We start from the raw sequence: 12,644 nt of genomic DNA, 5'->3' as shown, positions 1-12,644 counted from the left end.
TCAGTTTCCGGGCGTGGCCGGTTGCCGGGTGACGTCGCGCAGCCGCGGCAGGCAGGCGAGCGCGAGCAGGGCGACGGCCGCCGTCACGAGGTAGAGCGTCCGGTAGCCGCCGAGCCGGGTCACCAGGGGCGCGGCCAGGACGGGGGCGAGCAGCTGGGGCAGGGTGCCGGCGATGTTGGCGATGCCCAGCATGGTCGCGCGGCTCTCCGCGTCGGGCAGCACCTGCGTGATGACGGCCATGTCGACCGCGACGAAGAACCCCCAGCCGGCGCCGATGAGGACGGCGGCGGCCAGGACGGCCGGCACGGCCGGCAGCAGCGCCATCAGCACCGCGCCGCAGGCCAGGAGGCCCGCGCCGGCGGCGATGAAGGCGCGGCGCCGGCGCAGTCGGTCCGACAGCACACCTCCGGCGGCGGCGCACACCCCCGCGACGGTGACGTTGAGGAGGGTCACGGCCAGCACGAGCGTGCCGGGGTCGCCGGCGCCGACGGCGTCGTCGAGGTAGTAGTACAGGTAGAGCAGCACCAGTGCGTTGACCAGGTTCAGCAGGAAGCGGATCAGCCAGGCCCAGCCGAACTGCCCGCCCGGGCGGAGCAGAACCGCCCGCCGGGATCCGCGCGCCCGGAGCTCGGGCGGCGGGCCGGACGCGGCCGGTTCGCGGTGGACGAGGAGCAGGCTCACGGCGAGGGCCGGCACGGCGACGGCCAGCGCCGCGTACCCCAGGGCTCCCTCGCCCAGGGCCACCGCGACGGCCGTGCCGAGGACCACGCCCGCGATCTGCGCGACGCCGAAGAGGGCGCCGACCGTGCCGCGCTGCCCGTCGGGCACCCGGTCGCCGAGCAGGGCGGCGAGCGCGGCCAGGGGGCCGTTCAGGCCGACCTGCACCAGGATCCAGCCGGTCATCATGGCGGCGGCCGAGGTGGCGTCCGAGAGCACCAGCAGCCCGAGCACGCCGACGCCGGTACCGGCCACGAACACCGGCCTGCGCCGTCCCCAACGGCAGCGCAGCCGGTCCGAGACCGCGCCCCAGAGGGGATTGGCGGCCAGGGACGCCGCCGCCCCGTATCCGGTGACCAGGGCCAGCAGCGCTTCTTTGCCCTCCGGGCCCGCCAGGCGCCCGGCCTGGGCCGGCAGCAGGATCTGGATCGGGCCGAACCAGCCCGCCGCCACGCCGGCCATCGCCAGCACGTAGGCGGTCACCCACCTCCGTCCCACCCGGGGCGGTGCGGTCTCCTCGGCCGCGGGAGGCGCGACGGGGGTCCTGCGCGCGGCCTCTCCCGCGGGTCCTCCGCCGGAGGGCGACCCTCGCTTGACCATGCCCCCATCACCCGGCCGTCTCTTTGGTCGATCATATGATCCAGCAAAACGGCAGCGTAGGGCCGGGAGGCCGGGCTCGGCCAGTGAGCGGCACGGGTCTTTTCGACGAGGCAACCGCTTTTCCGCGCGGCGGCGTTGGCCGGGCCGCGGTGCACTCAACCGGTGCGGGACGGGACCGCGGACCGCGTACGCGCACGGCGGGGTCGGCGGGGGCGCCGGGGCCTCGGCCGCGCACCCGGACGGAGCCCGGCCTTCGCGGTCCTCCCTGCGCACCGGCCGGCCCCGCCGCCGCAAGCCCTCGAGCCACCGCCGGCCGGGCACGTGCGTTCTGATCACGTAGGGTCGGCGAATGGCGAAGTATTTCGATGTGCACCCCGAGAACCCCCAGCAGCGCACCATCGGCACGGTGGCCGACAGCATCCGCTCCGGTGCGCTCATCGCTTACCCGACGGACTCCTGTTTCGCGCTGGGATGCCAGTTGGGCAACCGTGACGGCATCAGCCGGATGCGGTCGATCCGCAACCTGGACGACCGTCACCACTTCACCCTGGTCTGCCGGGACTTCGCACAGCTGAGCCAGTTCGTGCGTGTCGACAACGACGTGTTCCGCGCGATCAAGGCGGCGACACCGGGCAGTTACACCTTCATCCTTCCCGCCACGAAGGAGGTGCCGCGCCTGCTGCTGCACCCGAAGAAGAAGACGGTCGGGGTCCGCATCCCCGACCACGTGGTGACGCAGGCCCTGGTCGCCGAACTCGGTGAGCCGCTGCTGTCGACCACCCTCCTCCTGCCCGAGGAGGAGGAGCCGCTGACGCAGGGCTGGGAGATCAAGGAACGGCTCGACCATGTCGTGGACGCCGTGGTCGACTCGGGCGACTGCGGCACCGAGCCGACCACGGTCATCGACTTCTCGGACGGCGGGGCCGAGATCGTACGCCGCGGGGCCGGCGACACCGCCCGCTTCGAGTAGCGGCCCGGCGCGGAAGCGGCGAGCCGCCCCTGCCGCGGGCATGGCCGGTCAGCCCCTCTTGTGCCGGGGCGCGTTGGCGTGGAAGGTGATCCTCCGTCCCCGCCCGGCCCCACCACCCCACGGGAGGGTCTCCCCTCATGCGCAGACTGCTCGGCACCCTCGCCGCCGGTGTGATCGCCCTGACCGGCCTCGCCGTCCCCGGACCCGCGCCCGCCGCGGCGGCCGGCCCGTCCGCGGTCCCCGGCACCGCCCCGGCCGACGGCTCCTTCACCGTCCTCACCTACAACATCGCCGGGTTGCCGCTCGGCCTGAGCGACAGCGACCCGGCGGCCAACACCCCGCTGATCGGGCAGCGGCTGGCGCCCTACGATCTCGTGAACGTCCAGGAGGACTTCAACTACCACGCCTCCCTCTACGCCCACGACACCCATCCCCACCGCACCCCCACCAGCGGCGGCGCCGGCCTCGGGGACGGCCTCAACACCCTCTCCGGCCACCCCTTCCAGGACTTCGAGCGGGTCCGCTGGAATGACTGCACCGGCACCGACTGCCTCACCCCGAAGGGCTTCTCCCTCGCCCGGGTCCGGCTCGCCGAAGGCGTCCACGTGGACCTCTACAACGTCCACACCAACGCCGACGTCACCGAGCCGGCCCTCGCCGCGCGCCGGGCCAACATCCGGCAGCTGTCGGACTTCATCCACACGCACTCCGCCGGCAACGCCGTCATCGTCATGGGTGACACCAACACCCGCTACACCCGCACCGGCGACACCATCCGCACCCTGACGGAGGCCAACGGCCTCACCGACGCCTGGGTGGAGCTGGTGCGCGACGGTGCCGCGCCCGCCCCCGGCGGCCCGGCACTGGTCTGCGACAAGGCGGCGCCCACCGACACCTGTGAAGTCGTCGACAAGATCCTCTACCGTTCCGGCCCGCTGGTGAACCTGACCGCCACCCGGTACGGCAACGCCTGGCGGCGGTTCCTCGACGCCGAGGGCGGGCATCTCTCCGACCACTACCCCCACAGCGCCGCCTTCGGCTGGTCGCTGCCCGCCGACCGACGCGCCGGCGACCTCTTCGGCGGTCCGCACGGCACCGCCTTCAACGACGCCGGCGCACTCCCCGCCGCGCCCCGGGTCCGTACCCTCACCCTGCGCGGCGGCGCCCGCCTGGACTCCGTCGTCCTCGCCCTCGGCGACGGCACGGTCCTCGCCCACGGGGGCACCGGCGGCACCGCCGCCTCCCTCACCCTGGCCGAGGGCGAGCACCTCACCTCGGTGACGCTGTCCCGCGGCCGCAAGGACGGCCGCACCCGGATCTTCTCCGCCGCCTTCACCACCGACGCCGGCCGCAGTCTCTCCGCCGGCACCGCCACATCGGACACCGCCACGTTCACCGCCCCCGCCGGCTGGCAGATCAGCGGCTTCACCGGACGGGCGGGCGACGAGATCGACAAGCTCGGCGTGATCTACACACCGCGGTAACCACGGCACGCGCGGATGCCGGACGGCCGCCTTCACGGCCTGCCCGGCATCCGCACCCGCTGTCAGCGCCCGCGCCGGCGTCAGCCTCTGCGGCCGCCCCGGCTCAGGCCGCCTCCAATGCCCGCCACGTGCAGGGCGAGCAGGCCCAGTCCGAGCAGCATGAGATTCGTGGACGAGAAGACGTCGTTCGTCGAGAGATCCGCGGCGTTGATGAGAAACGCGATGAAGAACAGAACCGCCGCTGCAATACCCAGCATGGTGCCTCCCCTGGAGATGTGGTGAACACCGTGTGCCCCCGGTTGCCGGCCGGACACCCCTACACCGGTGCGGGGCTCGTACCGCGCCCCGGGCGGCAGGTGCTCCGGGACCGGAGCACGGGAAGCCCCGGCCGGGTTCAGCCGCCGGTGCGAGCGGAGCGGGAAGGCCCCGGGAGGCGGCCGCAGCGCGCGGACGGCCGCCTCCCGGGAGTACGCGTGCCCCGTCCCTCAGCCCGTTCCGCCGGAGCGCAGCGGGCCCAGGGGGTCGGTGTCCGAGCCGTAGGAGGGGCTGGTCCGCACCTCGAAGTGCAGGTGCGGGCCGGTGGTGTTGCCGCTGGAGCCGGAGTGGGCGATCAGCTCGCCCACCCGGACGTGCCGGCCGCGGTGCACGGTCGTGGAGGCGAGGTGCGCGTACTGGGTGTAGAGGCCGTTGGTGTGCCGGATGACGACCTCGCGGCCGTACGCGCCGCTCCAGCCCGCCGACACCACGACCCCCGCGGCCGCCGCACGGACCGGGGTGCCGGCCGGGACCGCGTAGTCCACGCCGGTGTGGCGGCCGCTCGCCCACCACCGGCCCCGGGCCCCGTAGGGCGTGCTGACGGGAGCGCCGACCGGAGGCGCCCACAGGTTGCCGCCCGGCTTCCGGGCGCCGGAACGGGAACGGGTTCCGGGGCGGGAGTCCGCGCCGGAGCCGGAGCGGGCGGTCGCGCGCCGGGCGGCCGACCGCGACGCCTTGCCCGGCTTCTCCCGCCGCGGGGCCTCCGCGGACCGGCTCGCCCGGCCACCGGGGACGACCAGCCGCTGACCGGGCAGGATCAGGTCCGGGTCGGGGCCTATGGTGCGGCGGTTGGCCGCGTGGAGGCGCTTCCAGCCGCCGGCGCCCAGCCGCTGGGCGATGGCCGACAGGGTGTCCCCCGCGACCACGGTGTAGGCGGGCGTCCGCCGGCTGCCGGACCCGGCGCCACCGGGTGCGGCGGGGGCGGTGGGGCGTGAGCGGGGAGCCGCGGCGGAGCCGGCGGCCTTGCCGTCCCGGCCGCTCTTGCCCTTTTGGCCGCTCTTGCCCTCCCGGGCGTTCCCGCCGCGGCTGCTGCCGCCCGCCCCGGCCTCCCTGCCGGCTCCGGCCGCCGCCTCGCCGCCGCCGGAACGGGTCAGCCCGGCCCGACGCGAGCACACCGGCCAGGCGCCCGGGCCCTGGCCGGCCAGGACCGCCTCGGCCACGCTGATCTGCTGGGCCCTGGTGGCCAGGTCGGCCCGGGGTGCGTGGGCGGTGCCGCCGTAGGCCTCCCAGGTGCTCTGCGAGAACTGCAGCCCGCCGTAGTACCCGTTGCCGGTGTTGATGTCCCAGTCACCCCCGCTCTCGCACCGGGCGACCTTCTCCCACACCCCCGCCCCGGCGGCGGTGGCGACGCCGCTTCCGGGGAAGGACAGGACGGCGACGGCGCCTCCCACCGTCAGGGCGAGACACACCGGCAGGATCCGGCTGGGCAGACGACGGCGGTGAACTCCTCCAGCGGCCATGGGCCTTGGTCCTCTCCGCTACGCGTTCGGGGATCCCGTCCCCGGGTCGCTTCCCGGGGCGGACTGGTCCGAGTAGCGCAGCCGTGCCCGGCCGGTCACAAGGCGCACGGAGCCGCGTCGGGGGCCGTGCGCCGCCGTGCGCCGCCGGCCCGCTCCGTGATGCTCCGTCAGCGGGGAGGGGGGCGGGCGCACGGCCGTCGGCGCGGACGCACACGGCGCGGCGGTCGCGGCGGCAGCGCCGGTTTCCCGCGCTGTCAACCCCGTGGGCCGGCGGACCGGGACCGGACGTTCCGGGGGCTCGCGTGTGCCGCGGGCGCCATTCCCGGCGGAGTCCCGGAAGAGTCGGCGGTATTCGGGGGCACCGGCCGACCCGCGTCCCGCGGAACGGATTTCCCCGGAAAGGCCCGCGCCGCGGCGGACCGGCGGGCCGGGGCAATTGCGCCCGGTGCGGCGGTCTTTCGGAGGGACGGCCGGGGCCGCGGCAGCGGCCGTCGCATCGGGAAGACGGTGAACCGTGAACTTCTCCTTGTGATCCGGGCAGCCCCCGGAGTGCCGTGCCGGCCCGTCCCGCGAGGGCCCGGCGGGGGGTTCCCTCCTGCCCCGGCGGGGCCAAGAGCCTGAGCCGTTGCGGCCGTTCACCGCCCGGTACTCCCCCGGCGGTCCGTACGCGGCCGGCCCCGCCGTGCGCCCGGGTGCGGTCCTCACCGCCCATTCCGGCGGAAATGCGGGAACGCGGCGGCCCGCACCTCCGGGAACCGGGCAAATTTTCGATGCTCCGGCGCATGGCGGGATTCGGCCGGCCCGGACTATCCTGGAAGCTCCGCCGGTCCTTTCGCACGGCCGGAGTCCGCCCGCGGCAGCGGTAATGCCCGCGTTTTCCTTTCTCCTCGTCCCTCCCTTCTCCGGCGTGCCCGCACGCGATACCGGCGGCCGCCGCCCGGCCCTTCCCGCCGCTCCGCCCAAGCCGCCGGCCTGCTGAACGGGGTGGCCGTGCCGGGGGACCCGGCCGTCCCGCGGCCGGCGCGGCGCACCTACGCCGGGCGTCCGGGGCCGTGGACGCGGAACGGCGGGCACGGCCCCGGACGGCGGCATGCCCGGGCCGTGGACGGCCGCCCGCCGGGGGCGTACACCGTGCCGCCGTGCGCGAGGGAACGCCCTCCCGGGCAACAAGCTCTCCCCGATCCGGGGTCCGCTCCGGCCCTCCGCCTCCCACCGGGCCGCGCGGGCACCGGCGGAGCCCGGGCCGCCGGCTCGTCCCCGCCGCGTTGCCGGCTCCCTCCTCCTTTCGGATGAGCACCCCGCGGAGGAGGGAGGGCCCACGGGCTCAGCCCTGAGGCCCCGTCAGGCCGCCGGAGGGCGCGCTAACGTTCGGGCCATGGCGTTCATCGACGCGCTCGCACGGCGCCAGCTCTCCCCCGCCGGCCTCGACACCGCGCTGGCCGTGGTGTTCGCCGCCGGAGGACTCGCCGCCCGCGAGGACGCCCCGGCCGAGTACGTGAAGGAACCCGGGCTCGCCGGGATTCTGCTGATCCTGCTCTCCACCCTGCCGCTGGCGGCACACCACCGCCGCCCCCTGCCGGTCCTGCTCACCATCGCCGCGGCCGTGCTCGCCCTGCGGGAAATGGACTACGTCCGGCCGCTGGTCGGGCCCTGGGGCGGCCCGTCCGTCGGGTTCGTCCATCTGGCCCTGGCGGCCGGGGTGTTCCTCACCGCGCTGCGGTCCGGCGCCCGCACCGCGGCGTGGGCGGGTTTCGCCCTGATCCCGGCGGTGGCCGTGGCCGAAGCCCTGTTCATGCCCGCCTACCGGCTGCCGACCGCCGTGACCGTCACCGTGCTGCTGACGGGCGCCTGGGCGCTGGGCCGGCTGTTCATGGCGCGCCGTCTGGCGGCGCGGGAGACGCTGCTGCGGGCCGCGGCGGTCGAACGCGAGCAGGCGGCCAACGCCCGGGCGGCGCTCGCCCGCGAACGCACCCGCATCGCACGGGAGTTGCACGACATCGTCGCCCACAACGTGAGCCTGATGGTCGTCCAGACGATCGCCGCCGGCCGGGTGCGGGAGCGCGATCCCGGAACGACGCGGGACCTGCTCCGGACCGTGGAGGAGACCGGCCGGGCGACGGTGACGGAGCTGCGGCGGCTGCTGGAGGTCCTGCGGACGGACGACGAAGCGGACCGGGACCCCACCCGCGAACCGCCCCAGCCCTCCACCGAGGCCATCCCCGCCCTGGTGGAAGCCGTGCGGGCGGCCGGGCTGCGGGTCGACTTCAGCCGCACCGGCACCCCCGCGCCGCTGCCGGCCGGCTCGGAGCTGACGGCCTACCGCGTCGTCCAGGAGGCTCTGACGAACGCCCTCAAGCACGCCGGCCGGGCCCGCTGCCGGCTCGCCGTCGACTGGCAGGAGGCCCCCCGCCTGCTGCGGCTGCGCGTCTGCGACGACGGCGGGCGGCCGGGCGGCGGACCACCGCTCGCCGCGCCCGCGGCGCAGGGCGCCGGGCACGGCCTCACCGGCATGGCCGAGCGCATCGCGGCCGTGGAGGGGACCCTGCACACCGGGCCGCGGCCGGGCCGGGGGTTCTGCGTCCATGCGACGATCCCCGTGCCCGGTCCCGAGCCGGGCACCCCGCCGGGTACCCCGGCCGGTCCCGCGTCCGCCATCGCGCCGGGAGGCAGCCCGTGACGTCCCCGGTCCGTGTCCTGCTGGTCGACGACCAGCCCATGATCCGCACCGGTTTCCGGCTCATCCTGGAGGCCGAGCCGGACATCGTGGTGGCCGGCGAGGCCGCGGACGGTGCGGCCGCCGTCGAGGAGACCGCGAGGCTGCGGCCCGATGTCGTCCTCATGGACATCCGGATGCCCCGCCTGGACGGTGTCGGGGCGACCCGGCTCATCACCGGCTCCGGCGCCCGCAGCCGCGTGCTCGTGCTGACCACCTTCGACCTCGACGCCCATGTCGTCGACGCGCTGCGGGCGGGAGCGAGCGGTTTCCTGGTGAAGGACGGCCCCGCGGACTCGCTCGTGGAGGCCATCAGGACAGTGGCCGCCGGCGAGGCGGTGCTGTCGCCCCGGGTGACCCGCAGGCTCCTGGACCGCTTCGCGCGGCTGCCCGGCGACGAGCCCCCGCCGCCGCAGGGGCTGCAGGTCCTGACGGCGCGGCAGGTGGACGTCCTGCGGGCCGTCGCGCAGGGGCTGTCCAACGCCGAGATCGCCCAGCGGCTGTCCCTCAGCGAGACGACGGTCAAGACGCACATCGGGAAGATCTTCGACAAGTTCGCCCTCCGCAGCCGCGTCCAGGCGGTCATCCTCGCCTACGACACCGGTCTCGTCTCGCCCCGCGAGGATTGCTGAGCGGCGGCGGACGACGGGAGGGCGCGCGGACTCCGGTTCACGGGAACGGAGCGGGCCCGGCCCGGGTGCGGGACGGAGCGCCGGGGGCCGGCGTGGCGGCGGCCCCCGGCTCCGCGCTCACCCCGTGCCGCAGAGCGCGTGGTCGATCAGGTCGGCCGCCTCGTCCCCGGCCGGTGCGGGCACGCCCGGCTCCGGCACCATGCTCTGGGTGTTGACCGAGACCATGACGCTGCGGCTGCCGTCCCCGGTGACGCCGTTGCGCGTCTTGAAGCCGGGGATGTCGCCCCCGTGGAACCAGGCACCGCCGCAGGAGTTCGGCGCCCACATCAGGCCGAGGCCGTAGCGGACGCCCGGCCAGGCGCCGTCGAACCCCCCGGCGCGGACCGTCTTCTTCATCTCGGCCAGTTCGGTCGGCCGCAGGACCTCTCCGCCGAGAAGGGCCCGCAGAAAGCGGTTCCCGTCCTCGGTGGTGCTGATCATCTCGCCGGCGGCGCCGCCCCACGACGGGTTGCCGACGGTCACGTCGACGGGCTCGCCCCACCGGGGGTCGGCCGGGTCGGCCTCCAGGCCCTTCTCGGCGAACCGCTGGTAGCCGACGGCGTGCGGGCCGGGGATGAACGGGAAGGTGTCCGGGGCGTAGGTGTGGCGGAGCCCGAGCGGTTCGATGACGCGGGTGCGGACTTCGTGCTGCCAGCTGTGCCCGGTGGCCTTCTCCACGATCATCCCGGCCAGGATGTAGTTGGTGTTGGAGTAGCCCCAGTCGGTGCCGGGCGCGAAGACGGGGGGATTGCGCATGGCCAGCCGGACGGCCTGCTCCGGCCGCACCGTCCTGAACCGGTTGGGCCCGTACTCCTTCTCCAGGAAGATGTACGGCAGTTCCGGTATGTAGTCGCGCAGGCCGCTCGTCTGCCGCAGCAGCATCCGCACGGTGATCGCGCGTCCGTCGTTGCCCCGGCCGGAGACGAGACCGGGCAGCCAGTGGTCGACGGTGTCGTCCAGGGAGAGCTTGCCCTCGCCGACGAGCTGCAGCACGGTCGCGGCCACGAAGGTCTTGGTGAAACTCCCGATGCGGAATCTCGCTTTCCAGGGCACCGGCGTCCCGGCTTCGGTGTCGCCGAATCCGCTGCGCACCTTCACGGCGCCCCGCGGGGTGCGGAGATCGGCCAGCACGCCGGGAGCCCCGAGGCGGAGGAGTGCGTCCGCGTCGCGCTGGAGTGTCGCCGTGTCAGGGCGGTGACCCGCCTCGGCAGTGCCCCGGGTCGCCGTCTCCGGTGCCGCGGCCGCCTGCCCCGTGACGCCCAGCACCGCGGTCACGGCCATCAGAATTGCCAGTGGTTTCCTCATGCCGGGAACGCTATGCGGGGCGGCGGCACACGGCGTCCGCCCGGAAAACGATCTCCGGCGCCGTTCCGGGGGTACGAAAGGACCGCGCCGGGGCCGTCCCTCCCACCGGGGGATGACGTGCTCCGGTACCGCCGCCGGAACCGGCCCGCGGCGGCCGGGCGCGGGCGGGGCTCGGGGCCGGGCGCGGGGCGGCCGTCGGCGTCCGTGCCGGGGCCGGGCCCCGGCGGCGCTCGTGCGGCCGCCCCGTCCCGTGCCGGTCTCACAACGGGTCGGGCCCGGCTGCTCAGATCGCCGCCGGGGCCGTGAAATCCCGTATTACGGCGCCTCGTTGAGCCCGCAGGTGTCGAGGGCGTCCAGCCCCTGGGGTCGCTCGCCGCCCTCGCGGTCGATCGCCTGTCCGATGCGGTCGAGCACGGCGCCGCGCTTGTCCTCCAGCGGTCCCAGGATGGCGTTCTGCACGAAGTTGGGGCCGCCCTCGCCCTGCGAGCGGATCAGCCGTTCGTTCGCCTCCGCGATCTGCTGCTCCAGGCCCGCCAGTTCGCGGTCGACCTCGGCGCGGGCCTGTGCGGGGATCTCCGGCAGCCGGCCGTCCGCCGACGGGCAGCTGATGACCTGGGCGGCGGCCTGCCGCCCGTCCGGCGGGGCGCCCTCCTGCCCGGCGAACGCCCCGGTCACGGCCACTCCCCGGCCACCACCGCGGCCCCGCCAGCCCGAGGACCATCACCCGGTACTTTCGGTTCCTGCCCCTTGCTCGCGACATGCTCACCTCTCGGTCCTTCACTGACAGGAGACGGGAGCCTGCCCGCGGCCGGCCGTGCGTCCGTGGTCGGGGCCTCCCGGTGTGACGCCCGCGGCCGGAGCGGAGAGCCGGTCCGGACCAGACCGGAACCACGCCGCCGCGGTGTCACCCCCGTCCATACGGAGCGGAGGCGGCGAACGCTCATCCCGCCGTGCCCGGCCGCTCAGCCGCCGGCCGGCGCCCCGCCCGCGCCCCCGCGCTCCACGCAGGCCCGGGTGACGGCCAGCGCGGCCGCCATGATGCTCAGCTGCGGGTTCACCTCGGGGCAGCTCGGCAGGACCGACGCGTCCGCGACCAGCACACCCCGCACCCCTCGCAACCGGCCCACGTGATCCGCCGGGGAGCGCTGCGGATCGCTCCCGGCGGCGGCCGTACCGCTCGGGTGGAACGCCGACAGATGGAGCGCCCGCGGACCGCCGCGGGCCAGCGCCTCGTCGAGCCCGTCGAGGGAACGGGCCCGGGGGGCGGCCGGAAGGCCCGTCAGCACCTCCTCGGCGCCGGCCGCGAACAGCACCGCGCCCATCGCCCGTACGGCACGCATCAGCCGGTCCCCGTCGCGGCGGTCCAGGTCGTAGCGGACCAGGGCCCGTTCGCGGCCCAGAACCCGTCCCGACGGGCGGTCACCGATCATGGCGCCCAGCGTCGCCAGATGTCCGCTCTCCTCCAGCTCGCGCCGCAACTCCCGTCCCGCGCCCGGCAGGACGAAGCTCCCCATGCCCGGCGGCGCGGCAGTCGCCTCGATGAGGATGCCGTCCCCGCGCAGTTCCTCCACGCCCACGCTCTGCAGGACGCCGGGCCCGGCGGTGACGTCCTCCGCGAACCGTCCCGCGACGCTCGTCGCCGGGTGCACACTGAGGTTCCGGCCGAGCCGCGGATGCCCGCCCAGGCCCGAGCGCCGCAGCAGCAGCGGTGTCTGTACGGCTCCGGCGGCGACCACCACCAGCGGTGCCAGGATCTCCGCCTCCCCGCCGCCGCGCCGCCGTACGCGTACGCCCGCCGCGCGCGGACCGCCGGGGCCGTCGGGGTCCACCAGGATCCGCGACACCCGGGCTCCGGTGACGATCCGGGCCCCCGCGGCGCAGGCCTCGGGCAGCACGGACAGCTGCACGCTCTGTTTGGCACCGCTCGGGCAGCCCGCCACGCACGCGCGGGCGCCCCGGCAGCCGGGCGCGTTGCGGCGCAGCGGTGCCGCCCGCCAGCCGAGCCGCTCCGCCCCGGTGAGCGCCAGCCGGCCGTTGCCTCCCAGGACGTCCAGGGGCTGGCGGGCGACCCGCAGGGTGCGCTCGGCCTCGTCCAGGAAGGGGCCGAAGCCTTCGGCGAGACGGAACCCGAGGCCGTCGCTCCAGCGGCGCAGGACGTGGTCCGGGGTGCGGTAGCACGTGCCCGCGTTGACCACCGTGGTCCCGCCCACCGCGCGGCCCTGCGGCAGCAGCACCGGCGGAACGCCCACGGCGAAGGAGGAGCCGCCGTCGCGGTACAGCCGCGTGAACCGTTCCAGCGGCGGGCGGGCGGCGAACCAGCCGGTGGTGTGGTGCTCGCCCTCCTCCAGGACCACGACGGACATCCCCGCCCGTGCCAGGGTCCGCGCGGCCATGGCGCCCCGGCTCCGG

Annotated in this window: 10 protein-coding genes; 4 read left to right on the top strand and 6 right to left on the bottom strand. The window is 75.7% G+C overall.

The genetic code is table 11. The features are described from left to right. Positions 1–1,200: an MFS transporter gene (locus tag E4N63_RS30250; RefSeq protein WP_230242267.1), complete on the bottom strand. Its 1,200-nt coding sequence runs from the start codon at positions 1,198–1,200 to the stop codon at positions 1–3. Positions 1,201–1,666: 466 nt separating this feature from the next. On the opposite strand from E4N63_RS30250, the gene E4N63_RS30245 reads away from it, so the two are divergent. Both E4N63_RS30245 and E4N63_RS30240 read left to right on the top strand, forming a co-directional pair. Further along, entirely contained in the window at positions 1,667–2,287 is a 621-nt protein-coding gene (locus E4N63_RS30245; protein ID WP_230242266.1) for an L-threonylcarbamoyladenylate synthase, read from the top strand. A 137-nt stretch (positions 2,288–2,424) separates the two neighbouring features. Next, positions 2,425–3,771 (top strand): jacalin-like lectin, encoded by a 1,347-nt coding sequence (locus E4N63_RS30240; RefSeq protein WP_230242265.1) that lies wholly within the window; start codon positions 2,425–2,427, stop codon positions 3,769–3,771. A gap of 80 nt (positions 3,772–3,851) precedes the next feature. On the opposite strand, the gene E4N63_RS30235 is transcribed toward E4N63_RS30240, so the two are convergent. Both E4N63_RS30235 and E4N63_RS30230 read right to left on the bottom strand, forming a co-directional pair. After that, positions 3,852–4,028: a hypothetical protein gene (locus tag E4N63_RS30235; RefSeq protein WP_185831283.1), complete on the bottom strand. Its 177-nt coding sequence runs from the start codon at positions 4,026–4,028 to the stop codon at positions 3,852–3,854. Positions 4,029–4,256: 228 nt separating this feature from the next. After that, positions 4,257–5,546: a transglycosylase family protein gene (locus E4N63_RS30230; RefSeq protein ID WP_230242264.1), complete on the bottom strand. Its 1,290-nt coding sequence runs from the start codon at positions 5,544–5,546 to the stop codon at positions 4,257–4,259. A 1,375-nt stretch (positions 5,547–6,921) separates the two neighbouring features. On the opposite strand from E4N63_RS30230, the gene E4N63_RS30225 reads away from it, so the two are divergent. Further along, positions 6,922–8,223, top strand: a complete 1,302-nt coding sequence (locus E4N63_RS30225) for a sensor histidine kinase (RefSeq protein ID WP_230242263.1) — start codon at positions 6,922–6,924, stop codon at positions 8,221–8,223. Continuing rightward, the gene (locus E4N63_RS30220) at positions 8,220–8,891 is read left to right on the top strand and encodes a response regulator transcription factor (protein ID WP_308188764.1); all 672 of its coding nucleotides are present in this window, start codon (positions 8,220–8,222) and stop codon (positions 8,889–8,891) included. Before E4N63_RS30225 ends, E4N63_RS30220 begins: the two co-directional genes overlap by 4 nt. 117 nt (positions 8,892–9,008) lie before the next feature. Here the strand turns inward: E4N63_RS30220 and E4N63_RS30215 are convergent, their stop codons facing one another. The 3 genes from E4N63_RS30215 to E4N63_RS30205 all read right to left on the bottom strand — a co-directional run bounded on the left by E4N63_RS30215 (position 9,009) and on the right by E4N63_RS30205 (position 12,628). Then, entirely contained in the window at positions 9,009–10,235 is a 1,227-nt protein-coding gene (locus E4N63_RS30215) for a serine hydrolase (protein WP_230242262.1), read from the bottom strand. A 315-nt stretch (positions 10,236–10,550) separates the two neighbouring features. Further along, complete coding sequence (locus E4N63_RS30210) at positions 10,551–10,910, bottom strand: hypothetical protein (RefSeq protein WP_230242260.1); 360 nt, start codon at positions 10,908–10,910, stop codon at positions 10,551–10,553. A 287-nt stretch (positions 10,911–11,197) separates the two neighbouring features. Further along, positions 11,198–12,628, bottom strand: coding sequence for a GMC family oxidoreductase (locus E4N63_RS30205; protein WP_230242258.1), 1,431 nt, complete (start codon positions 12,626–12,628; stop codon positions 11,198–11,200). Positions 12,629–12,644: the final 16 nt, after the last annotated feature.

It is taken from the genome of Streptomyces sp. MNU89 (genome assembly GCF_020982505.1).
Classification (GTDB): domain Bacteria; phylum Actinomycetota; class Actinomycetes; order Streptomycetales; family Streptomycetaceae; genus Streptomyces; species Streptomyces xinghaiensis.
The sequence above is the reverse complement of the archived record's forward strand: the minus strand, read 5'-3'. Positions and strand labels throughout refer to the sequence as shown.